Genomic DNA, 22,346 nt, shown 5'->3' with positions numbered 1-22,346 from the left:
ATGGATGCCGGGGAAGGCCGGGCGGCGGAGCTCCGTCCCGGTGGTGCAGGCATGGAGGACGCAGCGACCGAGCACGACGCCGGGGACGTCCGCGCCCCGTCGGGCCGGGAGGGCGCCGGGCTCGGCAGCTGGACCCGGGTGCTCGGCTGGTGCGGTGTCGCCGGGCTGATCTACCTGCTGATCTGCGCGGTCAGCATCATCAGCCGCGGCTTCGCCGGTCTCGGCGGGGACGCCGCGCACAGCATGTTCGCGTTCGCCGCGAACCCGTGGGTCGGGCTGTTCGTCGGGGTGCTCGGCACCGTGCTGATCCAGTCGTCGACCACCACGACCGCGATCGCGGTCACCGCTGTCGGCTCCGGTGCGCTGGCCATCCAGGGCACCGTGCCGATCATCCTCGGCGCGAACGTGGGGACCACGGTCACGACGACCCTCGTCGCGCTCACCTTCATCGGCAACCGGGAGGAGTTCCGCCGTGCACTGGCGGCGTCGTCCATCCACGACTTCTACAACTGGCTCGCGCTGCTCATCTTCTTCCCGATCGAGCTGATCTGGCATCCACTGGAGCGGCTCAGCGGCGCGATCACGTATGAGCTGTACGGAACCGGGTGGCTGCCCGACCCGTCCCGGTTCAATCTCATCCGCGCGATGACCACGCCGGTCGTCGACGTCGTGACCGGCGCCACCTCTCACCTTCCCGGCGCGGTCGGGCCGGTCTTCACCATCGTGATCGGCGCCGCCCTGATCTTCGTGGCGGTGCGGTACCTCGGCAAGCTCCTGAAGCTGCTGATGGTCGGCCGTGCGCGCGACATCCTCATCAGGGCGGTCGGCCGCAACCCCTACCTGGCGATGGGCTCCGGGATGGCCGTGACCGTCGTGACGCAGTCGTCGACGATCACCACGTCGGTGCTGGTGCCGTTCGCCGGGGCGGGCATCCTCACCCCGGCCCAGATCTATCCGGTCACGGTCGGCGCCAACCTCGGGACGACGTTCACGGTGGTGTTCGCCGCCTTCGCCGTCGTCGGTCAGGACGCGCGGATCGGCCTCCAGGCGGCGTTCGTGCACCTCCTCTACAACGTGTTCGCGATCGTCGCGATCTACGTCATCCCGATCCTGCGGCCGGTGCCGCTGTTCCTCGCGCAGACCTTTGCCCGGATCGCCTCCCGACACAAGTGGGTCGTCGCCGTCTACCTGGGCACGGTGTTCGTCGCCGTGCCGCTGGCGGTGATCGTGTTCGTCGGCGTGCTCTGACCGATCGGCCGCACCTCTGGCGTTAATGGTTTTGTCCCCGTACCATGTGGATAGTCTTCCCCGGCAGCGGGATCCACGACAGAGGAGTCGTCCATGACCATTGCGATCATCGGGGCCGGCATCGGCGGGCTCGTGACGGCGCTCAGCCTGCACAGAGCGGGCTTCGACGACGTCCGGGTCTACGAGCGGGTGCGGGAGCTGCGACCGCTGGGCGTCGGCATCAACCTCCTGCCGCACGCCGTGCGCGAGCTGACCGAGCTCGGGCTGCGCGACGACGTCGAGGCCATCGCCGCCGCTCCGCACCGACTGAGCTACTACAACCGCCACGGCCAGCCGATCTGGAGCGAACCCCGCGGCACCGCGGCCGGTTACCGCTGGCCGCAGCTCTCGGTGCACCGCGGCGAGCTCCAGCTGGCGCTGGTGGAGGCCGTGCGCGAGCGGCTCGGAGCCGAGACGATCCGCCTCGGCCACCGGCTGACCGGGCTCGACACGACGGACGAGCGCGCTCGCGCGGTCTTCGAGACCTCCGACGGCTCGGTGTCGGCCGACGCCGATCTCGTGATCGGCGCCGACGGCATCCACTCGGCGGTGCGGGCGCTGCGCTACCCCGACGAGGGCGCGCCGCGCTGGAACGGCCTCACGCTCTGGCGCGGCACGGCGGTCGTCCCGGCCTTCCTCGACGGAACGACGATGATCATGGCCGGCGACGACCAGCTCAAGTTCGTCGCGTACCCGCTGCGGCGGGAGGCCGACGGGTCGCTGACCGTGAACTTCATCGCAGAGCAGCGCTCCGACGGGTCGCGCGCCGAGACCGTCGACTGGAACCGCCAGGTGCAGATCGCCCCGATCGCCGAACTGTTCGGCGCGTGGCGGTTCGACTGGCTCGACGTGCCCGCCGTCATCGCGAGCGCGCGCGAGCTGCTCGAGTACCCGATGGTCGACCGCGACCCACTGCCGCGATGGACGTTCGGATGCTCGACCCTGCTCGGCGACGCGGCGCACGCCATGTACCCGAACGGGTCGAACGGCGCCTCGCAGGCGATCCTGGACGCCCGGACGCTCGCGCACGCGCTCGCCACGGCGGGCGATTTCGCCGAGGGACTCCACCGCTACGAGGAGGCCAGGCGACCGGCGACGGCCGACCTCCTCGCGCTCACCCGGCAGCAGGGTCCGGAGCGCGTCATGGTGCTGGCGCACGAGCGGGCACCGGAGGGCTTCGCCGACATCACCGACGTCATCCCCGCCGCCGAACTGCAGGAGATCGCCGACGGGTACAAGCGTGCCGCGGGATTCCATCCCGAGGCGCTCAACACCCGGGCGTCACTCGACGCGCGGCTGGGGCAGGGCTCATGAGCGACTCCGTCGACACCCGCCGGCTCGCCGCCCTGATCTCGCCGCTGCGCCGCAACCTCCTCGCCCTCAGCCGCGAGACGGCGGGGCTTCCGGACGTTCCCGACTCGCAGGTGGAGGTGCTGCGCGCCCTCCCCCGCGGCACCGTGAGCACGCCGGGCGCGCTCGCCCGCCGGCTCGGCCTCCGCAAGTCGACGATGAGCAACCTGCTGACGGCGATGGAGGCTGCAGGGCTGGTGGTGCGACGCCCGAGCCCGGACGACCGGCGGCGCGTGGAGGTGCTGGCCAGCCCCCACGCGCTCAGCATCTTCGACCGCTTCGACGCGACCAGCGCGCAGCTACTCGCGCAGGCCGCTGCGACCCTCCGCGCGGACGACCTCTCCGCCCTGGCCGCTGCGGTGCCCGCACTCGAGCGCCTGGGCGACGCCCTCGCCGACCGGCGCCGGCGCACGATCGACGGGGACGACCGATGACCGAGACACTTCCGGTCCCCGGGCTCGTCCCGTCGCTGCAGGTTCGCGTCGAATTGGCAGAGCCGGAGGACCACGGCCGGACCGCCGCCGGTCACCGCCGGGTGGTCCCGATCATCGGGGGCAGCATCAGCGGCGACTTCACCGGCGTGATCCTCCCGGGCGGAGCGGACTGGCAGGTCGTGCGCGACGACGGCACGATCGAGATCGACTCGCGCTACTCGGCGCGCGGCGACGACGGCTCCCTGCTCTACATCCGCGCGATCGGGCTGCGCACCGGTCCCGCCGAGGTGCTGGCCGCGCTCGGCAGCGGCGAGCAGGTCGATCCGCGCAGCTACTACTTCCGCACGACGGTCTGGCTGGAGTCGTCCTCCCGTCCAGACCTGGCGAACCGCCTCTTCGTGGCGGCGTGCGCCCGCCACCGCGCCGAGGTCGTCTACACCGCCTATCGCGTCTCGTAGGGGCAGATTCGTGACGAATGTCGCGATTCGTGGCACGAATGTCGCGATTCGTGACGAATGTCGCGGGGCTAGCGGCGGGCGAGGTGGAAGCGCAGCGACACGAGCTGGCGGAGGTAGGCGCCGCCGTTCGCCAGCGACGCCTTGGAGACGCCGCCGTGGCGCGCGCCGAAGTCGTACGGCACCTCTACGAGAGCGAGGCGGTGCCGCACCAGCACCTCCAGCAGGATCTTGAAGCCCCGCGGCTGCAGCGCGTCCAGATCGAGTGCGTCGAGCCGCACCGCGAAGAACCCCGACATCGGGTCGCTGCACCCGTGCAGCCGACGCGGGAAGAGCACGCGGGCGGCGACGGTGCTCGCCGACGACACGACGTGGCGGAAGCGCCCGTCGAGCCCCGACGCCCGGCCTCCGGCGCAGTAGCGGGAGCCCAGGACGATCCCGGCGTCGCGCTCCCGACCCGTGATGACGAGCCGCGGCACGGCCTCCGGAGGGTGCTGGAGGTCACCGTCCATGACCACCACCCAGCGCCGCGCCGCCAACCGCATCCCGGTGATCACCGCACCGGACAGGCCGCCGTCGGGATGCGAACGGTGGATGATCCGGATGACGTGCGGCAGACGCTCGGCCTCGGCCGTGGCCTCCCGCACCGTGTCGTCCGTCGAGTCGTCGACGACCAGCACCTCGCTGTACTCCGGGTCGAGCAGCACCGAGAGCCGGTGGAGGAGCTCCGCGATGGACCCCGCCTCGTTGAAGGTCGGGACCACCACCGACACGCCGGTGAGAGGTGGGGCCACGGCCGCGCTGCCAACATCCATACCCGGGTAGACCGCGGGAGGCCGGAATCGTCACGCGGTCGCCGCGCGCCGCGGCGGGTCAGGGGTGGGGAGGAGCGTCCTCGTCCGCCGCCACGCCCGCGTGCGCCCGCAGCCGGGCCACCACGGGGCCGAGCGCGAAGGCGGCCAGGAGCAGCACGACGATCCCGATCGCGAGGGGGAGGCTGCCGCCGACCAGGGTGGGCAGGTTCTGGAGGATGAGCACGAGGAAGAGGAGCAGCCCGGCGAGGCCGAGCGCCGGCGCGATCGCGCGTCGCCACAGCGAGACGCCCGTGCCGCGGTTGCGGGCGAAGAACACCAGCACCGCCACGCTCGTGATGCCGAGCAGCAGCACGATTCCCACCGACGAGAAGCCCGCCAGCCACGTGTAGAACTGGTTGATCGGGTCGAGACCGGTGACCACGCCGACCAGCAGCAGCACCCCGACGACGACTCCGGTCGCGACCGAGGCGCGGTGCGGCGAGCCGAGGCGGGCGTGCGCGTGGCCGAGACGCTGCGGCAGTGCGGAGCGGCCCGACAGAGTGAACACGTAGCGGGACACGATGTTGTGGAACGACAGGATGCACGCGAACAGACTGGTGACGAACAGCACCTGGATGATGTGCTCGCCGACGGTGCCGAGGTACTTCTGCGTGACGTCCGCGAGCAGCGTGCCGCCGTGGTCGGTCGCCGTCTTGACCGCCTTCGAATCGCCCACGGCGCTGATCAGCGCCCAGCTGGAGAGCGCGTAGAACACGCCGATGAGCACGAGCGACAGGTAGGTGGCGCGCGGGATGGTGCGGTCGGGGTCGCGCGCCTCGTCGCGGAACACCGCGGTCGCCTCGAAGCCGATGAAGCTCAGGATGGCGAACAGGATGCCGATGCCCGGCGCACCCGACAGGATCGCCGACGGCGTGACGATGCCGGTCGACAGGCCCTCGGGCGTGTTGCCGCCGAACACGATGACGGCGTCGAGCACGAGCACGATGAGCACCTCGGCGACGAGCAGCACCGCGAGCACGCGGCCGGAGAGCTCGATGTTGCGGTAGCCGAGGAACACGACGACGCCGAACGCGACGGCCGCGTAGATCCACCACGGGAGGCTGGGGACGCCGTACGACCCGAGCAGGGAGTTCACGCCGGGACCGATGAGCCCGAAGACCGCGGCCTCCAGCGTGATGTACGACAGCAGGGCGGCGAACCCGGTGCCGAGGCCGGCGGCGCGACCCAGGCTCCGGTCGACGTACGAGTAGAACGCGCCGGCCGACTTCACGTACGGGGTCATGGTCGTGAACCCGACGGCGAACAGCAGCAGCACGACGGTCGCGATCACGAAGGTGAAGGGGAAGCCGGTGCCGTTGCCGATGGCGATGCCGAGCGGCACGGGTCCGCCGATCACGCCGAGCGGCGACGCGGCGGCGACCACCATGAACACGATCGAGGCGACGCCGAGGTTGCCGCGCAGGCGCGTGCGGGTCGCGGCGGCGGATGCGCCGGGAGCCGTGGAGGATGCCGGGGCGGAGCTGGTCTGGTCTTCGATGGCCATGAGGGGCTCTTTCGGGGAGGAGGAAGCAAGCGGGGCGGGGCGGGTGGAGCAGAGACTAGCGACGCCGGGAGTCCCGTGTCGCGATGGATTACCGAATGTGTCCGCGGTCAGCGGACAGGCCGGCGACGCGGCGTCAACCGACCGGCGTCCCCACGGGATCGCCCAGCGTGACGCGCGCGGCCGGGTGCGGTTCGGACGGCCGGGCGCTGGCCCCGCCGAGCTTCTCGCGCAGCGTGCCCGGACGGTACGCGGTCTGGTAACGCCCGCGCTTCTGCAGCTCGGGCACGAGCAGGTCGACCACGCCCTCGAAGGTCTCCGGTACGGCAGCGGCGGCGAGGTTGAAGCCGTCGACGCCGGTCTCGTCCACCCACTCCTCGAGGGCATCCGCCACGGTGGAGGCCGAGCCGGCGATCACCGGGCCGTCGCCGCCGATGCGCGCGTACTCGGCGATCTCGCGCACGGTCCACTCGCGATCGGGGTCGGCTGCGCTGAACGCCGTGACCACGGACTGGATGGCGTTGGAGTCCTGGTCGCGCAGCACCGCGTCGGCGTCGAGCGTGCTGAAGTCGATGCCGGTCCAGCCCGACATCAGGGTGAGCGCGCCGACGGAGGAGGCGACCTCCAGGTACTCCTCGAGCCGCCGCTGCGCTTCGGCGTCGGTCTCGGCGACGATCACCGTCTGCTGGTTGATGACGGCCACGGAGGCGGCGTCACGGCCGGCGGCCGCGACGGCCTCCCGGAGCCCGGCGACCTGCCTGGTCAGCACCGCGCGGCTGGGCGCTGCGACGAACACGTTCTCGGCGTGCTTGGCCGCGAACGCGAGGCCGCGCGCCGAGGCGCCGGCCTGGAACAGGAACGGCGTGCGCTGCGGGCTCGGCTCGCTGAGGTGGATCCCCGGCACGCGGAAGAACTCGCCCTCGTGCGCGATCGGCCGCACCCGGGACGGGTCGGCGTAGACGCCCGTGACGGGGTCGGCGATCACGGCATCGTCGTCCCAGCTGGCCTGCCAGAGCTTGTAGACCACCTCGAGGTACTCCTCGGCGATCTCGTACCTCCGGTCGTGTGCCTCCTGGCCGCTCACGCCGAGGTTCAGGGCGCCGCTGTTGAGGTAGGAGGTGACGATGTTCCAGCCGATGCGGCCGTTCGTCAGGTGGTCGAGCGTCGACATCCGGCGGGCGAACGGGTACGGGTGCTCGAAGGAGACACTGGCGGTCACACCGAACCCGAGGTGCTCGGTCGCCGCGGCCATCGCCGGGATGAGCTGCAGCGGGTCGTTGACCGGCACCTGCACGCCGCCGCGCAGGGCCGCATCCCGGCTGCCGCCGTAGACGTCGTAGACGCCGAGCACGTCCGCGAGGAACACGGCGTCGATGAGACCGCGTTCCAGGGTCTGTGCGAGCTCGATCCAGTAGTCGAGGTCGAGATAGCGGCGGGACTCGTCGCGCGGGTGCCGCCAGAGGCCGGGCGAGAGGTGCCCGACCGTGTTCATCGTGAACGCGTTGAGCCGGATCTGCTGGGCCATGCCGTCGCCGCCGCTCAGATCCAGGAGTGCCGCGCGGGCAGCGTGCCGTTGAGCGCGTAGTCGCCGATGATGACCGGCTTCCAGCGGACGGGGTCGTGCAGCGTGTGCACGCGCGCGTTGCGCCAGTAGCGGTCGAGCGCCTTCGCGCCGAGCGCCGAGCGGGTGCCGCCGAGCTCCAGCAGTCGCGTGGAGGCCTCCAGTGACAGTTCGGTGGTGAGCACCTTGGCGCGGGCGACGGCGATGGAGGCCGAGGCGACGTTGGCCTCGTCTGCGGCCGGCTTGGCGGCATCGATGGCCTCTCCGGCCTTCTCGGTGAGAGCCTCGGCGGCGGCCAGGTCGATGTCGAGTCGGCCCAGGCGCTCCAGGGTCAGCGGGTCCTTCGCGGCGGAGTCGACGCCGCTGTCGATCCAGGGCCGCGCCGCCCGCACGGCCTCGTGCGTCTCGCGGATGGCGCCTCGCGCGATCCCGAGGTCGACCGCAGCGGTGGTGAGCTGCGCGAACGGACCGGCGATGGTCGGGTTCTCGTACTCGGTGTGCATCGGGAAGACGCGCTCGGCCGGCACGCGGAGACCGTCCAGCACGACCGAGCCGCTGGAGGTCGCCCGCTGCCCGAACGCCGACCAGTCGTCGACGACGGTGAGGCCCTCGGAGTCGCGCTCGGTGAAGACCAGCTGCTCGAGGCCCTCCTCGTCGACGGCCAGCACCGGGATCCAGTGCGCGTACGCGGAGCCGGTCGAGTAGAACTTGCGCCCGGTGACCACGACCTCGTCACCCTCGTGGACGAGCCGGGTCTGGATCTCGGCGACGTTCTTGCCGCCGGCCTCTGAGAACGCGTTCGCGAAGCGGGCGCCCGACAGCACCAGCCCGAAGAAGAACGCCTTCTGCTCCGGTGTTCCGGAGAGGCGGATGTCCTCCACCAGGCAGAAGTGGTTCTGCGGGATCTGCCCGAGCGACGGCTCCACCGCCGACACGGTCGCGATGACGTCGGCGAGGGTCGCGTGCGAGACCTCGGCGCCGCCGAACTCGCGCGGGATGGTGATGGCCCAGAGCCCCGTCGCACTGAACGCGTCGACCACCTCGATCGGGATGCGCCGCTCTGCGTCGATCTGCGCCGCGTAGGGGCGCACGGTCTCGGCGAAGTCGCGGGCGGCGGTGCGCGCCTCCGCGTCGGAGGAGATGACGTGGGCCGGCGCGCTCTGGCGCGCGATCGCGGGGCTGACGGCGGTGTCGCTGGGCATGCTGCTACCTCGGGAGGGTCTCGGGACGGGTTCCGTTGCGCAGAACGCTATCGCCCGGGGTCGGCCTCCCGCGGTTCGGCCGCAATGCGCCGTAACGTGAGAGGCGCACGGGCGAGGTGCGGCACTATGGGCGCATGGACGTCCCGTTCTTCTGGATCGATGTGTTCGCCGAGCGCCCCCTGGAGGGCAACCCGCTCGCACTCGTCCCCGATGCGGACGCGCTGGCCGAGCCGCGGCTGCGCGCCATCGCGCGCGAGTTCAACCAGTCGGAGACGACGTTCCTGTGCGCTCCGACAGCGGCCGGTGCAGCGGTGCGCCTCCGCTCGTTCACCCCGGCGGGCGTGGAGGTCGGCGGTGCCGGCCACAACGCGATGGGTGCGTGGATCTGGCTGGCCGGGTCCGGGCGGCTCGCCCCCGGGGAGGATCGGTTCGTGCAGCAGATCGGCGACGACCTGCTGGAGGTCACGGTCTCACGGGCCGAGGACGGCCGGCCGGTGGTGTCGATGCGACAGTCGCCTCCGGTGTTTCCGCCGACGCCTCCGGTCGATGTCGCGCTGCTCGCGGCGGCGCTGGGTCTTCCGGTCGACGACGTCGTCGCGTCATCGGCGCCGGAGGTCGGCTCGACCGGCGCCGCGCACCTCCTCGTGCGGGTGGCGGGGATCGCCGCGGTGGATGCGGCCCGCCCCGACAGCGCGGCGCTGGCGACGCTGCTGGCGGACGCGGGCGGCGAAGGCTGCTACGTCTACACCCTCGACGCGGGCGCCGGCCTCCACGCGTACGCGCGCTTCTTCAACCCGACGGTCGGCATCGCGGAGGACCCGGCGACCGGCACGGCTGCGGGGCCGCTCGCCGCCCTGCTGGTGCGCGACGGCGTCGCGGCGGTCGGGTCGCCGGTCCGCATCGAGCAGGGGCGTGCACTCGGGAGGCCGAGCCTGCTGACGGTCGCCGTCGACGGCCCGCGCGTGACGCTGACCGGCTCCGGCATCGTCACCGCAACCGGCACGCTGCACCTCTGAGCGGTGCCGTACCTCGGAGGGTCACTGACATTCGTCACGAATCTCGAGATTCGTGGCACGAATCGGCACATTCGTCACGAATCTCGAGATTCGTGACGCCGCGGGGCACTACGCCGCGACGCGGCGGCCCCGGCCGGCGAAGACGCGGGACGCCACCAGGTTCCAGAGCCCGGCGAACAGGAGGACGCCGGCGACACCGTTGAGCACACCGCCGACGACGTCCGAGCCGTAGTGCACGCCGACGTAGAGCCGCGACCACATCACGAGCAGGACGAAGACCGCGCCGATCACCAGGACGATCGTGCGCGCGAGGGTTCCCCGACAGACCATCGCGAGCGCCGTGACCAGCGCCGTCGCGAAGACCACGTGACCGCTCGGGTAGCTGAGGGTCGCGGGATTCACGTGCAGCAGATGGGTCAACCCGGCGGTGCTCGGGCGCGGCTCGGCGACGACGGTCTTCACGACCAGCGTGGTGATCCAGCCGAGACCGGTGACGACCACGGTGCCGAGGGCGAGCCTCCAGCCCTTCACGAACAGCAGGATGATGAAGACGATGACCAGGATGACGCCCACGACGGTCACCTGGTCGAGCTTGTCGAGCACCAGAGCGAGCTTGTCGAGCAGCGGTGAGTTCACCCGGTTGATGGAGGCGCCGAGCGACTCCATCCGAAGCGCGGCGATCCACTTGGCCGCGAAGCCGAGCGCGAAGGTCAGGGCGAACAGGACCACGGTCCAGACGATCCAGTGACGGGGGATGCGGAGCTGGGCTGGCTTCACGGGCGGAGACTCCTCTCGAGCGGAACTGCCAGTCAATCACTGTACGGCTCAGTAACTTCTAAGAGGGGGAGGCGGACCTGAGCGTTTCCGCAGTCGCCGCGCGGCCGGGCTAGCGCGTCTTGCGCGCCGCGCGGTCCGGGCGCTCGAGCACGATCCGGACACCCGACCGGCGCAGCGCCACCAGGAGCACCGCGCCCACGGCGCAGGCGAGCCCCGCCGCCAGAGCCCAGCCGGCCGCGCCTGCCGGGTTGTCGCGGATCGTCGCCAGATACCAGCCGGCCGTCCACGGTACGGCCGCCAGGGCGAACATCCCGACCGCGCCGGGCCGGCGCAGCAGGAGAAGGACGATGGCGGCGAGGATCAGCAGCGCGACCAGGACCGACGGCGGCACGCGCGCAGCGAAGACGTACCAGAACTGGCGATCGGAGGGGACGTCCGGCATCAGCATCGCGTTCCACGCGTAGACGCCGACGAAGAGCAGGATCCAGAGCGGCACGCCGATCGCGAGAGCGCGGCGGGCCGGCGCGGCCGAGGCGGCGACGAAGGCGGCGAGTGCGAAGAACACCAGGTTCGTCGCGCTCGGACCGTCCCATCCCGGGACGATCGCGTTCACCGACGGCAGCAGAATCGCGACGACGCCGCTCACCACGAGGATCACCCGCGACGCACGACCCGAGCCGAGGAGGAACAGCACCAGCGCAGCCGACCAGAGCACGGTCAGCACCACGCCCGGGCTGAGGAACGGCCCGAACGTGCTCACGTCGGGCGTGGTCCCCCGCAGCCACGACCGATAGCGGGAGAGCGGCGCCCACCAGCTGCTCCAGAACGCGATGAGCGAGAACGCGAGCCCGTAACCGAACGCGAGCGTCGCCGCCCCGGAGCGCACGCCGGCCGGGAGGACGACGGCGGCGCGCTCCGCCAAGCCGCGGAACGCCAGGTCTGCCCGCTCGCCGGGTGCGGGCTCCGTGCGGCCGTCGTGGTCCGCCCCGTCGAGTAGCATCCCCAGCACCGCGTCGGCATTGCGCTGCCGCCACGACTCCGGATACCACCGCAGTGCCGTCCGGTACCGAGCCTCGAGCTCCCGCGTCACTCGGCCACCACCGCCGCCGCGATCGTGGCGCCCGCCCGTCGGCGCAACCGCTCGCGCGCCCGTCTGGCGTTCTCTTCGAGCCGGGTCGCCTCCTCGGCCACCCGCTCGCGGCCGGAGTCCGTCAGGGCGAAGTAGCGCCGCAGCCGCCCGTTGACGATCTCGTCGCGCACATGCTCGACCAGCCCCGCGCTCTCGACCCGCTCGACGATCGCGTAGAGCGAGCCGACCTTCAGCGAGATACGCCCGTCCGAGAGGTCGGCCACTTCGGAGAGGAGCGCGTAGCCGTGCTTCGGGCCATCGGCGAGGGCGGCCAGGACGAGGAACGAGGGCTCGCGGAGTTCGATGGTCATGCTGGCATGATACTCATGTTGCATGACTATCGCCAGCACCGGACGTGGAGCGCCCAGCTGGAGCGCCCAGGCGGAGCCCTCAGGCCACGTTGGCGGGTCGGGTGTTGACGACCTCCACGTGCGAGTCGATGAACGAGTGCACGCTCTCGTGGATGTGGTACTGCGTGTGCGACAGCCGCGCGTCGCGCGAGTGCAGCACAGCGCGGGCGGCGGCCCTGCGGGACCGGATTCCGAACAACGAGACGGCGGCGCAGATGACGACGGTCAGCACCGCTGCTCCCGCCGCCGCGCCGGCCATCAGCAGCCAGCCGGGAGTGAGCCCTGCGCCGAGGGCGAGATCCAGGGCGACACCGGTCGATGCCAGCAGCACGGCGGAGGCGACGAGGGTGCGCCGCGCCAGCGTGAGCGCCGGGATCGCGAGCAGCGCCGCGGCCTCGGCGATCTCGCGCTCCTGCTGGCGGCGGCGCTCCTTGGCCCAGTGGAGGTCACGCTCGTGGCGGCGGGCGAGCCGTTGCGCGTCGTCGTGGGCGCGATCGTAGGCAGGCAGAGTGTTCACAGACGTGTCCTTCGGGTAGACGTGACTGTCATCGGGTGGGTGGTGCGGGGTGCGCGGATGCGCGTGGTGCTGCGGAGGGCGCCCGTCGCGGCCGGGCGCGGCGTCAGCGGGCTGGGGTCGAGACCACCGAGGGGGAGGCCGGCGCACCCGGCGCCGTCGGCGCGGAGAGCGGCGCCACCGAGGCGAGCGTCGGAGCGGGCCCGAACGCGGGCGCGGTCGCGGTCGACGCCGGCGCGGGAGGCGGGGTGAGCGCCACGACCGGAGCGAGCACGGGTGCGGCCGTCGCAGACGGGACGGACGCGGCCGGAACGCCCACGTCCGCTGCGCGGCGTCCGCTCGGGGTCGGCAGGGATTCGGGCGAGCGCAGGCCGATGTCGGCGAGCGTGCCGTCCGTCCAGCCGGCTCGAGTGGCGCTCTGCCAGGCCGACAGGTAGTCGGCGATGGCGGCATCCAGGCCGTTGAGTCGCTTGGCGAGCTCACGCACGGCGTCGAGTCGCGCGGTGATCTCGGATTCGAGGAGCACGTGTGCGCGCTCCGCTGCCGTCTCGGGGTCGACGGCGCCGTAGGGCTGGTTCATGGTACGTCCTTCCGCTTGCGTCGGGTCGGTGCAAAAGGCTGTAGCTGGTGACGCTGCGATGCGTCAGTGAGGAGCATAGCTAGAAAGAACGGTCTGTAGGTTGTTTGGAGGACAGGAATTTGTCCCCCAAATCGGGCGACACGCGCGGCCTCGCCGGGCGCAACTCCGGAGGTCGCGGGCGACACGCCGCCCGCCGCTCCGCAACTCCGGAGATTTCGACCCTGACCAGCCACATCTCCGGACCCACGGAACGCACACGCGACACTCACGCCGTTCCGGAACTCCGGAGAATCGGCCGCTGGCGCGCGAGATCTCCGGAGGAACGGACAACGCGGCGGCGTGTCGCCCGCGACCTCCGGAGTTGCCAACCGGCCCCCGCCCCGACCTACGGCCGCAACAGCACCTTGCCGGTGCGGCCCGACCGGGCCGCCACCTCCACCGCCTCGCGCACCCGGTCGAAGCCGAACACGGCCTCCACCGGGAGGGTGATCGCCCCGGTCGACGCGGCGCGGATCAGCTCGCCGAACAGCTCGCCGCGCTTCGCCGGCGCCATCGCAGCGCTCACCTTGCTGCCCCAGAACCCCTTGACCGTCGCCTGCTTGAAGATCAGGTCACCCGACGACATCTGCATCCCGTCGCTGCCCATCGCGCCGAAGGAGACGAGGGTGCCGTTCTCCGCCAGCAGCGACAGGAGGTCGCCGCTCGATTCCCCGCCGACCGAGTCGACAGCGACCGCGATGGGCGCTCCGTCGGCGAGGGCGCGCACGCGGTCGCGCCAGTCGTCGTCGCTCGTCGCCACCAGGTTCGGGATGCCCTGCGCGGCCAGCGCGTCCGCGTCGCGCCGGCGGCGCACCAGGCCGATGACCTTCTCGCCGCGTTCGAGCGCGAACTGGGCGAGCAACCGGCCGACCGCGCCGTTCGCCGCGTTCTGCAGCACGACCTCCCCCGGCTTCACCTCGAGGAAGTCGAGCAGGCTGAGGGCGCTGAACGGCATCGCGACCAGCTGGGAGGCGACCTCGTCGCTCAGCCCGTCCGGCACGGGGATCAGGGCGCCGGCCGGGGCGATGAACGCCTCCGCCCACACGCCGAACGTGCCGCCGGTGACCACGCGCTGGCCGACGGCGAGCCCCTCCACGCCCTCGCCGACCGCGTCGACGATGCCGACGGCCTCGGTTCCGGTCGCAGCGGGCAGTGCCGGCTTGAACCCGTAAGTGCCGCGGATGGTCCACAGGTCGTGGTTGTGGATGGGCGAGAGCACGGTGCGCACACGCACCTGTTTCACTCCCGGTTCGGGGAGCGGCCGCTCCTCCACCTTCAGGACCCGGGCCGGGTCGCCGAACTCGTCCTGGACGATCGCGCGCATAGCCCCCAGCCTAGGCGGGCGAGCCCGCACCGGCGAGGGCCTTCTCGAGCATCCCCTCGTAGGCCCGCTTGGCGTCGTCGTGCACGCGCGCGCCTTCGGCCGTGATGCCCACGAAGAGCGCGCGGCGGTCGTAGTCGCACGTGTTCCGCTCGACGAGGCCCGCCTTCACCAGTCGCTCGACGATCCGGGAGAGCGCGCTCTGCGTCATCGGCGTGAGGTCGACGAGGTTGCGCATGGTGCACGACTCGTTCGCGTAGCCGGCGACGAGGTCGAGCACTTCGTACTCGCTCAGGCCGAGCTGGTGCGCCTGCTGAAGAGTGCGCTCGAGCTCAGCGGCCGTGCTGAGGTAGAGGCCCTGCAGCTCTCGCCAGCGGGCCGAGACATCGACCGGTTCGTTCACGGCTGCAATGATACGCGCGTTTTCATGCGAATTAGATGAATGTGCATACTTTGCTGACACAATCTATTCCGTGTCATAGACTTGCCGGGTGCTGAACTCCGATACCGCCTCCCGCCCCGCCGTCCGGCCGCCGGCGACGCCCGCCGGATCCACCCGCGTCACCTGGAGCCGCGCCCGCTGGCTCCTCCTCTTCGCCACCTGCATCGTGATCGCCCTCGACGGCCTCGACGTCTCCATGGTCGGCGTCGCCCTCCCCTCCATCGGCAAGGAGCTGGGGCTCGAGCCCGGCGCTCTGCAGTGGATCGTCTCCGGCTACGTGCTGGGCTACGGCAGCCTCCTGCTGCTCGGCGGCCGGATGGCCGACCTGCTCGGTCGCCGCACCGTCCTCCTGGTCGCGCTGAGCGTCTTCACCATCGCCTCCCTCGCCGGAGGCCTGTCCGCCGACGCCGGACTGCTCATCGCCAGCCGGTTCGTCAAGGGAGTGGCGGCCGCCTTCACCGCTCCGGCCGCCTTCTCGCTGATCACCACCAACTTCGAGGAGGGGCCGGAGCGCAACAAGGCCATCTCGATCTTCACGACGTTCGCCGCGAGCGGGTTCTCGCTCGGCCTGATCATGAGCGGCCTGATGACGTCCCTCAGCTGGCGCTGGACGTTCCTCTTCTCCGTGCCGCTCGCGGTGCTCGCGCTCGTGCTCGGCTTCTTCTTCGTTCCGAAGGACCGCCGCGAGCGCGGCGCTGGACACGACATCCCCGGCGCGGTCCTCCTGGCCGCCGGGATGCTGCTGCTGGTCTACACGGTCGTGTCGGCTCCCGGCGCCGGCTGGGGCTCGCTGCAGACGATCCTCGGTTTCGTCGTCGCGGCCGCGCTCCTCGCCGCGTTCGTCGTGCTGGAGCTGCGGGTGCGGCATCCGCTGATCCGGTTCGGGATCTTCCGGGTCGCGTCCGTGCTGCGGGCCAACCTCACGGCGATCACGCTGTTCGGCTCGTACGTCTCGTTCCAGTTCGTGCTCACCCTCTACCTGCAGGACGTGCTCGGCTGGTCGCCGCTCGCCATGGCGCTCGCGCTGCTGCCGACGGGACTGGTCGTGGTGCTGAGCGCGCCCTTCACCGACCGGCTGATCGACCGCTTCGGGTCGACCGTGCTGATCGTCATCGGGCTGGGCTCGCTCTCGGCCGGCTACCTGCTGTTCCTCCGGCTCGGCACCGCGCCCGTGTACTGGTCGGACGTGCTGCCCCCCGTCGTGCTGCTCGGCGTCGGTTTCGGGATCGGCTTCCCCGCCATCCAGGTGCAGGCGACGACCGGCGTCCACGACGACGAGCAGGGCCTGGCGGCCGGACTCGTGCAGACCAGCTCGCAGGTCGGCGGCGCGCTCGCGCTGGCGGTGACCACCGCGTTGATTGCGGGAGGGCCGGCCGGCTCGGGCGCGGGAGGTTCCGCCGCCCTCGCCGAGCAGCTCGCGCACTACCGCCCCGGCCTGTACCTGAGCGCGGGGCTCGCCGTCGCCGGCCTCGTGATCGCCGCGCTCCCCCGGCGGGCCCGCCGTCGCCGCGCCTTCGTCACCGAGCCGTAATACCCGCGCGCCCTGCCCCGCGCGCCCTGCCCCCGAGAGGCTGGATAGGAGCGCTCGGCGGGTGTCAGCGCTGCTCGACGGGGCCGGCGAGCGCCGGCGGCGCGACCCGGAAGAACCGCGTCCGCCACAGGAGGTAGCCGAGACCGAGCGCGACCCACACCGCGCCGACGACCATCGCGCTCGGCTCCAGGCTGAACCAGAGCGCGATGTTGATCGCGACTCCGAGCGCCGGCAGCACCACGAAGCCGATCGCCGCCCTCCAGCCGCGTTCCTTCACGAAGCGCACGTAGGTGAAGATCACCGACAGGTTCACGAAGATGAACGCCACGAACGCGCCAAAGTTGATGAGGGAGGCCGCGCGGCTCAGGTCGAGGAACACCGCGGAGCACGCCAGCGCCGCGATCAGCAGCACGTTGCCGGCCGGAACGCCCGCCCGGTTCAGCCGTCCGAAGAACCGCCGGGGCAGCGCGCCGTCGCGGCCCATCGCGTAGAGGAGGCGCGCCGCGCTCATCTGCTGGGTGATCCCGCAGCCCAGCACCGCCACCATGTAGCCGCCGATGAACACGGCCTGGAAGGCGGCCCCGCCGATGTACTTCGCGATCTCCGGGGACGCGCCCACGATGTTGCCGACGGCGGACACGTCGGGGAACAGCACCTGCATGACGTAGGTGACGCTCACGAAGAACAGCCCGGCGACGCCGACGATGATGAGGATCGCGCGCGGGATGTCCCTGCGCGGGTGCTCGGCCTCCTCGGCCAGGGTGCTCACCGCGTCGAAGCCGAGGAACGACAGGGCGAGGATGGCCGCGCCGGATGCGATCGCACCGGCGTCGATCCCCGACGAGAAGAACGGCGTCAGCGAGAACGACGAGCCGTTCGCGCCCTCCGCGATGTTCTTGATCGTGAACGCGACGAACGCGACGGCGACGACCACCTGGATGACGACCAGGATGACGTTGACCTTGGCCGCGATCCGCACGCCGATGAGGTTGAGCACCGTGCAGACGACGATCGTGGACAGGATCCACACCCACGACGGCACCTCCGGGAACGCCGCCGTCATGTAGATCGCCGACAGGAGCGCGTTGATCATCGGGAGCAGCAGGTAGTCGAGCGTGGCCGCCCAGCCCACGAGGAACCCGAGGTGCGGGTTGATCGCCTCGCGCGTGTACGTGTAGGCGGAGCCGGCGCGCGGGTAGAAGCGCACCATCTTCGCGTAGCTGAGCGCGGTGATCAGCACGGCGACGAGCACGAGCAGGTACGACAGCGGCACGTGCCCGTGCGTGATGTCGGCGACGATCCCGAACGTGTCGAAGACCGCGAGCGGGGCCATGTACGCGAGCCCGAGGAACACGATGTGACGCAGGGTGAGGCTGCGGCGGAGACCGGCGGCCTCCAGATCGCTCGGCGTCTCGGCGGAGCGGGCGGGAGCGATGGAGGGGTCGAGCTGGGACATTCGGGTGGATCCTTTCGCGGCGGCGGGAGAGGACGGGGCGGCTGGTCCGGGTGGAGGCTGCGGAGCCGCGGGCCGGAGCCGGGGGCCGAGGGCCGGGTCAGTGAGCGGCGGCCGAGCAGTGGGCGAGGGCGCCGTGCTGCTCGGGGAGGGGAGCGTCGCGGTCGGCGTCGTGCACGATCGCTCCGCCCACGACGGTGAGCGCGGCGCGCTGGTCGAGCAGCGCGGCCGGGTCGGCCTCGTGCTCGTACAGGTCGGCCGACCAGGCGACGATGTCGGCACGTGCGCCGACCCGGAGCACGCCGAGGTCGTCCTCGGCGTGCCAGGCCCAGGCCCCCTCGCGGGTGTAGCCGCGGAGGGCGTCGTCGAGTCCGAGGCGCTCGGCGGGCGTCCACGCGTCGCGGCCGTCGAGGCCCGCGCGGGTCAGCGCGGAGTAGAGGCCGACGAGCGGGTCCATCTCGCCGACCTGCCAGTCGCTCGACAGGGCCACGTGGGCGCCGGAGGCCATCAGCGACCGGAAACGCCAGGCGCGGTCCCAGCGCTGCTCGCCGACGTTCTCCATCCACGTGCCGGCGACGAGGTCGGGCGAGCAGTGCCGCGGCTGCATCGCAGCGGTGACGCCCAGGGCGGCGAAGCGCGGGAGGTCGTCGGGGTGGAGGCACTCGACGTGCACGATCCCGTGCCGGCGGTCGCGCGTCCCGTTCGTGCGCGCTGCCGCCTCGATCGCGTCGAGGGCGAGGCGTATGCCGCCGTCGCCCGTGGCATGCGTGTGGGTCTGGAAGCCGAGCCTGTCGAGCTCCGTGACGATGCGGGTCAGCTCGCCGATGGGTGCGGAGGGGTGGCCTCTGTGGCCCGGCCGGTCGGCGTAGTCGTCGAGCATCCAGGCGGTGTGCGGCTCGATCACATCGTCGGCGTAGAGCTTCACGGGCCCGAACCGCAGCAGGTCGCTCGCGGTCGCGCCGTCGACGGCCTCCCGCAGCTCGCTCCGGAAGGAGGCCTCGGCGTCGATCGGGTGGAACAGCGCGGCGATGACACGCGACGAGAGCAGCCCGGCGTCGCGTGCCCGGTCGAAGAGGCCCAGCTCGGCGAGCGGCACCTGCGGCTCGACGACGGTGGTGATACCGCTCGCGGTGGCGAGCGCGAGGCTGCCGAGCAGCTTGCGGTAGCGGCGCTCCGGCGAGTACATCGGGATGTCGCGCTGGAGCCCCGCGAGTCCCGCGGTCGTCATCGCGCTGGTGTAGAAATCGGTGACCCAGCCGGTCGGCTCCCCGTGCTCGTCGCGCTCGGGCCGACCCCACGGGATGTCGCCTCCAGACGCGATGCCGAGCGCGCGGAGCGCGGCGTCGTTGAGCCAGACCGAGTGCTGGTCGTAGGTGGTGACGAACACCGGGCGGTCGGTGAGGCCGGCGAGGTCGGCCGCGTTCGGCCGGCGCCCGGTCACCACCGAGTAGACCGCGTTCTCGGCGCAGACCCAGTCGAGGTCGGGGCGGCGGTCGGCGAGGTCGCGGATGCGTCGCCGCACCTCCTCGAGCGTCTCCGCGCCCTCCAGGCTGACCGCGTCGGGGTCGAAGCCGAGCAGGAGGTGGTTGTGGCTGTCGATGACGCCGGGGGTCACCAGTGCGCCGCCGAGGTCACGTGTCTCGCGGGCCGCGGGGGCATCGGCCGCCGGGCCGACGTAGCTGATCCGCCCGTCGGTGACGCCCACCGCCTCGGCCCAGGGCCGGGCGTCGTCGAACGTGCGGACGCGGGCTCCGGTGAGGAGGAGATCGGTGTTCTGCAGTGCGGTCACGGTGGTCCCATCGACGGTGAAGGAATTCTTTGACACATGTGTCAAAGAATTCCAGCAGTGTTCCACGCCTTCGCTCCCAATGTCAAGAGGAGCGATTTCACCCGGAAGGGGTGATAGTGAACCATCCGGTCTACGTACGGCCCGCGATCCCGGCGGGCACCGTGCAACGGGAAGCCCTTCGCTGGAGGTCGCATGGTCCGTGTCGCAGGAGACGCGTGGGAAGCGCGTGGACGGATGGTCGTGCGGAGGAGCCTGTTCGACCTCCTCGACAGTGGCGAGCGCGCCTCCGCCCTGATCGGCGTCACCGCCTCGGCCGGCACGGGCAAGTCGACACTTCTGCGCTCCTGGTGCGACGAGCAACCCGGTCGACGGATGTACGTCGACTCCGCCGCCGAGACGGACTGGCTCGATCGTCTCGGTGGGCACTCCGCCACCGGGGATGGCCGCACCGTGGTGATCGACTCGGTCGAGGCCGTTCGCGCGAGGGCGAGCAGGGAGCGCCTCCAGGAGTTCGTGGCCGGATCCGGCGCCGTCGTCCTCAGCGGACGCGACGTCCCCTTCGCGCACCTCGCCACGACCGGGAGTCGTCCGTTCGTCGCGGTCGGCCCTGGCGAGCTGGCGTTCGGTGCGGGCGAAGCCGACGAGCTGATGCGCTCCCGCGGCATCGTGCTTCCCCATCCCACCCTCCTCACCCTCGTCGACCGCGCAGCGGGCCGCGCCGCGACGCTGACCCTCGCCGCCGACACGATCGCCCGCTCCCGCGACCGCACCGCGACGCTCTCCGCCGTCAACGGGTCTCCGGGGAGTTTCACCGCAGTGCTGGCCCGGCTCCTGCTCGACGAGCTCACGCCGGCGCAGTCCCGGTTGCTCCTGGCGTTGTCGACTGTTCCGGAGTTCGACGCCGAACTCGCCGCGGTGCTCAGCGGGCACCCTGACGCCATCGCCGCCCTCGAGCGGATCGGCCTCGGGCCGGGCCTCGTCTGCCGGGCGGACGGCGCCGCCCCGTCCGAACGGCGCCCGCGATACCGGCTCGAGCCGACGTTCCGCGACGGGATCCTGACCGAGTTCTTCAGCAGGGACGCGATCGGGCTCCTCCGGCTCCACGGCATCGCCGCCGAGTGGCACGTCGCCCACGGCGACATCGAGGCGGCGCTCGATCAGGCGCGCCAATCGGACTCGTCGGAGCTGGTCGAGGATCTGCTGCGACGGTTCGGCCTCGCCCTGGTCTTCGGGGGATCCACGCTGAGCGTCCGGACCGCCCTCGCGGACCAGGAGGACCGCGGCGTCCTCACCCCGACGACCGGGCTCCTCGGCGCCCTCGTCTCCTCGCCGCAGCTGGCGGAGTCCGTCCGGGTCGACCACTTCCTGGCGCTCGCGGAGGACGAGGGCGCTCCCCGCGCTCCGGAGCGCGACCTCGTCGTGGCCGCACTTCACGCGCTCCACGCGCGCACCGGACCCGAGACCGCCCGTGCGCTGGCACGGCTGGACGACGCAGAAGCGGTGACGGCAGCGCATCCGGTGGGCGAGGGCGGCCCGCTCGCCGTCCTCGCCGCGCGCGTGTTCGCCGAGGGCGCCAGAGCCCGGGTCGAGCTCTCGACCGGTCACTTCGAGCGCGCACTGACGCGCGCGATCGCCGCGAGCGACGCCGCCGACGAATCTCACCTCCCCTGGCTGGAGCTGCTCGCGCTCGACACCGCGGCGAGCGCCGCGAACGCCCGCGGCAACTGGCCTCTCGTCGGTATCCTGGAGCGGCGCATCGCCCTGCTGGGCAGCCGATCCGCCGAACCGGAGAGCCTCGTCGACGCGAGCGCCCTCCTGCGCACCGCCGCGTCCGCCTACCGATCGTGCGAGCCGTTCCGCCTCTCGCAGCTCGACGACATCATCAGCGTGCAGTGGCGGGCGCTCGACGCGGTGGGGGTCCTCGCTCCGCGCGCTCTGCGCCTGCTCTTCCGGCTCGACGAGGGCGCCGACCCGCGCGCCGTCTTCGAGGAGATGGAGCAGCTGTTCACGGTGAGCCTGCGCCGCCGGCCGGAGACCATCGCCCTCGGCGCCTTCCGGTTCCTCGACCTCGCGCTTCTGTATCGCGGGAGGAGCGTCGCCCGAGACTACGTGGAGCAGCTGACGACAGCACTCGGGCCGGACACCCTCGGCTCCATCCTCGGCGCGGCGCTCCTCCGCGAGGGCACCGTCGCCCAGGACGCCGGGGCCGCCGCCCTCGAACACGCCCTCTCCAGCGGTGCGCGCGTGCTCGAAGGCACGAACGTGGTTGCCGGCTGGCTCCTGCTCGCCCACTGGTCGGCCGAGAGCGGGGACGACGCCCGCGCGCGTCTCCGGCTGTCGAAGGCTGTGACCATCGCCGAGCGGATGCGCGCCAGGCGGCCGTTCCTCGCGCGCCCGGCGTTCGTGCGGCTGGTGGCGGAACGACACGGGACGTTCGGCGCGTCGGAGGCATTCGCGGCCTCCATCCTGACGGCGGCGTCCGACGCCGGAATCTCCTCCGACACCGGCAGCGTCCCGCACAAGAGCCTGACGACGCGCGAGCGCGACCTCCTGCGGGAGCTCCCGCTGCACCAGACCGTCCTGGAGATCGCGGCCAAGCACAGCGTGAGCATCAACACCGTCAAGACGCACCTGCGGTCGATCTACGCGAAGGTCGGGGCGAGCGGCCGGACGGATGCCGTGCGCCGCGCTCGCGAGCTCGGCCTGCTCTGATCCGCGGGCACCCGACCGCACGTGACGGGCCGATCGATGCGGTGATCAG

20 protein-coding genes are annotated in these 22,346 nt (G+C 71.8%); 7 read left to right on the top strand and 13 right to left on the bottom strand.

Annotated elements, in window-relative coordinates; translation table 11 throughout:
- The first annotated feature begins 51 nt into the window (after nucleotides 1–51).
- The 4 genes from KNO15_RS21615 (at nucleotide 52) to KNO15_RS21600 (ending at nucleotide 3,529) form a co-directional block, all read left to right on the top strand.
- Complete coding sequence (locus KNO15_RS21615; RefSeq protein WP_241706019.1) at nucleotides 52–1,248, top strand: Na/Pi symporter; 1,197 nt, start codon at nucleotides 52–54, stop codon at nucleotides 1,246–1,248.
- Between the two features lie 93 nt (nucleotides 1,249–1,341).
- Nucleotides 1,342–2,601 (top strand): flavin-dependent oxidoreductase, encoded by a 1,260-nt coding sequence (locus KNO15_RS21610; protein ID WP_241706018.1) that lies wholly within the window; start codon nucleotides 1,342–1,344, stop codon nucleotides 2,599–2,601.
- Complete coding sequence (locus tag KNO15_RS21605) at nucleotides 2,598–3,071, top strand: MarR family transcriptional regulator (protein ID WP_241706017.1); 474 nt, start codon at nucleotides 2,598–2,600, stop codon at nucleotides 3,069–3,071. The genes KNO15_RS21610 and KNO15_RS21605 overlap by 4 nt, the downstream gene beginning before the upstream one ends.
- Entirely contained in the window at nucleotides 3,068–3,529 is a 462-nt protein-coding gene (locus KNO15_RS21600; RefSeq protein ID WP_241706016.1) for a DUF3237 domain-containing protein, read from the top strand. Before KNO15_RS21605 ends, KNO15_RS21600 begins: the two co-directional genes overlap by 4 nt.
- Before the next feature lie 68 nt (nucleotides 3,530–3,597).
- Here KNO15_RS21600 and KNO15_RS21595 read toward each other — a convergent pair whose 3' ends face one another.
- From KNO15_RS21595 to KNO15_RS21580, 4 genes are all read right to left on the bottom strand, one after another.
- Nucleotides 3,598–4,320 (bottom strand): glycosyltransferase, encoded by a 723-nt coding sequence (locus tag KNO15_RS21595; RefSeq protein WP_241706015.1) that lies wholly within the window; start codon nucleotides 4,318–4,320, stop codon nucleotides 3,598–3,600.
- Nucleotides 4,321–4,399: 79 nt separating this feature from the next.
- Entirely contained in the window at nucleotides 4,400–5,884 is a 1,485-nt protein-coding gene (locus tag KNO15_RS21590; RefSeq protein WP_241706014.1) for an APC family permease, read from the bottom strand.
- 133 nt (nucleotides 5,885–6,017) lie between these two features.
- Nucleotides 6,018–7,406: an LLM class flavin-dependent oxidoreductase gene (locus tag KNO15_RS21585; RefSeq protein ID WP_241706013.1), complete on the bottom strand. Its 1,389-nt coding sequence runs from the start codon at nucleotides 7,404–7,406 to the stop codon at nucleotides 6,018–6,020.
- Between the two features lie 14 nt (nucleotides 7,407–7,420).
- On the bottom strand, nucleotides 7,421–8,644 hold the full coding sequence (locus KNO15_RS21580; RefSeq protein ID WP_241706012.1) for an SfnB family sulfur acquisition oxidoreductase: 1,224 nt from the start codon (nucleotides 8,642–8,644) through the stop codon (nucleotides 7,421–7,423).
- A gap of 134 nt (nucleotides 8,645–8,778) precedes the next feature.
- On the opposite strand from KNO15_RS21580, the gene KNO15_RS21575 reads away from it, so the two are divergent.
- Nucleotides 8,779–9,660 carry a PhzF family phenazine biosynthesis protein gene (locus tag KNO15_RS21575; RefSeq protein WP_241706011.1) on the top strand — a complete coding sequence of 294 codons (882 nt, stop codon included), beginning with the start codon at nucleotides 8,779–8,781 and terminating at the stop codon, nucleotides 9,658–9,660.
- Between the two features lie 108 nt (nucleotides 9,661–9,768).
- On the opposite strand, the gene KNO15_RS21570 is transcribed toward KNO15_RS21575, so the two are convergent.
- From KNO15_RS21570 to KNO15_RS21540, 7 genes are all read right to left on the bottom strand, one after another.
- Complete coding sequence (locus KNO15_RS21570; RefSeq protein WP_241706010.1) at nucleotides 9,769–10,437, bottom strand: phosphatase PAP2 family protein; 669 nt, start codon at nucleotides 10,435–10,437, stop codon at nucleotides 9,769–9,771.
- 109 nt (nucleotides 10,438–10,546) lie between these two features.
- Nucleotides 10,547–11,527, bottom strand: coding sequence for a hypothetical protein (locus tag KNO15_RS21565; RefSeq protein ID WP_241706009.1), 981 nt, complete (start codon nucleotides 11,525–11,527; stop codon nucleotides 10,547–10,549).
- Nucleotides 11,524–11,877 carry a PadR family transcriptional regulator gene (locus KNO15_RS21560; protein WP_241706008.1) on the bottom strand — a complete coding sequence of 118 codons (354 nt, stop codon included), beginning with the start codon at nucleotides 11,875–11,877 and terminating at the stop codon, nucleotides 11,524–11,526. The genes KNO15_RS21565 and KNO15_RS21560 overlap by 4 nt, the downstream gene beginning before the upstream one ends.
- A gap of 79 nt (nucleotides 11,878–11,956) precedes the next feature.
- Entirely contained in the window at nucleotides 11,957–12,433 is a 477-nt protein-coding gene (locus KNO15_RS21555; protein ID WP_241706007.1) for a hypothetical protein, read from the bottom strand.
- Nucleotides 12,434–12,536: 103 nt separating this feature from the next.
- Nucleotides 12,537–13,010, bottom strand: coding sequence for a hypothetical protein (locus KNO15_RS21550; protein ID WP_241706006.1), 474 nt, complete (start codon nucleotides 13,008–13,010; stop codon nucleotides 12,537–12,539).
- A gap of 385 nt (nucleotides 13,011–13,395) precedes the next feature.
- The gene (locus KNO15_RS21545) at nucleotides 13,396–14,373 is read right to left on the bottom strand and encodes a zinc-binding dehydrogenase (RefSeq protein ID WP_241706005.1); all 978 of its coding nucleotides are present in this window, start codon (nucleotides 14,371–14,373) and stop codon (nucleotides 13,396–13,398) included.
- Nucleotides 14,374–14,383: 10 nt separating this feature from the next.
- Nucleotides 14,384–14,773 (bottom strand): MarR family winged helix-turn-helix transcriptional regulator, encoded by a 390-nt coding sequence (locus tag KNO15_RS21540; RefSeq protein ID WP_241706004.1) that lies wholly within the window; start codon nucleotides 14,771–14,773, stop codon nucleotides 14,384–14,386.
- An 88-nt stretch (nucleotides 14,774–14,861) separates the two neighbouring features.
- Here KNO15_RS21540 and KNO15_RS21535 point away from each other — a divergent pair, with 88 nt between their 5' ends.
- Entirely contained in the window at nucleotides 14,862–16,343 is a 1,482-nt protein-coding gene (locus KNO15_RS21535; RefSeq protein ID WP_241706003.1) for an MFS transporter, read from the top strand.
- Between the two features lie 64 nt (nucleotides 16,344–16,407).
- On the opposite strand, the gene KNO15_RS21530 is transcribed toward KNO15_RS21535, so the two are convergent.
- Nucleotides 16,408–17,799, bottom strand: a complete 1,392-nt coding sequence (locus KNO15_RS21530) for an APC family permease (RefSeq protein WP_241706002.1) — start codon at nucleotides 17,797–17,799, stop codon at nucleotides 16,408–16,410.
- 97 nt (nucleotides 17,800–17,896) lie between these two features.
- Entirely contained in the window at nucleotides 17,897–19,585 is a 1,689-nt protein-coding gene (locus KNO15_RS21525) for an amidohydrolase (protein WP_241706001.1), read from the bottom strand.
- A 192-nt stretch (nucleotides 19,586–19,777) separates the two neighbouring features.
- Here KNO15_RS21525 and KNO15_RS21520 point away from each other — a divergent pair, with 192 nt between their 5' ends.
- Entirely contained in the window at nucleotides 19,778–22,297 is a 2,520-nt protein-coding gene (locus KNO15_RS21520) for a LuxR C-terminal-related transcriptional regulator (protein WP_241706000.1), read from the top strand.
- Nucleotides 22,298–22,346 lie beyond the last annotated feature (49 nt).

Origin of the sequence: Leifsonia shinshuensis (assembly GCF_022606355.1) — a bacterium.
GTDB classification, from domain to species: domain Bacteria; phylum Actinomycetota; class Actinomycetes; order Actinomycetales; family Microbacteriaceae; genus Leifsonia; species Leifsonia shinshuensis_B.
Note: the sequence above shows the minus strand (reverse complement) of the source record. Positions and strands in the feature narration are given on the sequence as shown.

Excerpts from the sequence above, each read along its gene's own strand:
- KNO15_RS21615 (WP_241706019.1), top strand. The coding sequence starts at position 52 with ATGGAGGACGCAGCGACCGAGCACGACGCCGGGGACGTCCGCGCCCCG.
- KNO15_RS21610 (WP_241706018.1), top strand. The coding sequence starts at position 1,342 with ATGACCATTGCGATCATCGGGGCCGGCATCGGCGGGCTCGTGACGGCG.
- KNO15_RS21605 (WP_241706017.1), top strand. The coding sequence starts at position 2,598 with ATGAGCGACTCCGTCGACACCCGCCGGCTCGCCGCCCTGATCTCGCCG.
- KNO15_RS21600 (WP_241706016.1), top strand. The coding sequence starts at position 3,068 with ATGACCGAGACACTTCCGGTCCCCGGGCTCGTCCCGTCGCTGCAGGTT.
- KNO15_RS21590 (WP_241706014.1), bottom strand. The coding sequence starts at position 5,884 with ATGGCCATCGAAGACCAGACCAGCTCCGCCCCGGCATCCTCCACGGCT.
- KNO15_RS21585 (WP_241706013.1), bottom strand. The coding sequence starts at position 7,406 with ATGGCCCAGCAGATCCGGCTCAACGCGTTCACGATGAACACGGTCGGG.
- KNO15_RS21580 (WP_241706012.1), bottom strand. The coding sequence starts at position 8,644 with ATGCCCAGCGACACCGCCGTCAGCCCCGCGATCGCGCGCCAGAGCGCG.
- KNO15_RS21575 (WP_241706011.1), top strand. The coding sequence starts at position 8,779 with ATGGACGTCCCGTTCTTCTGGATCGATGTGTTCGCCGAGCGCCCCCTG.
- KNO15_RS21560 (WP_241706008.1), bottom strand. The coding sequence starts at position 11,877 with ATGACCATCGAACTCCGCGAGCCCTCGTTCCTCGTCCTGGCCGCCCTC.
- KNO15_RS21550 (WP_241706006.1), bottom strand. The coding sequence starts at position 13,010 with ATGAACCAGCCCTACGGCGCCGTCGACCCCGAGACGGCAGCGGAGCGC.
- KNO15_RS21545 (WP_241706005.1), bottom strand. The coding sequence starts at position 14,373 with ATGCGCGCGATCGTCCAGGACGAGTTCGGCGACCCGGCCCGGGTCCTG.
- KNO15_RS21530 (WP_241706002.1), bottom strand. The coding sequence starts at position 17,799 with ATGTCCCAGCTCGACCCCTCCATCGCTCCCGCCCGCTCCGCCGAGACG.
- KNO15_RS21520 (WP_241706000.1), top strand. The coding sequence starts at position 19,778 with ATGGTCCGTGTCGCAGGAGACGCGTGGGAAGCGCGTGGACGGATGGTC.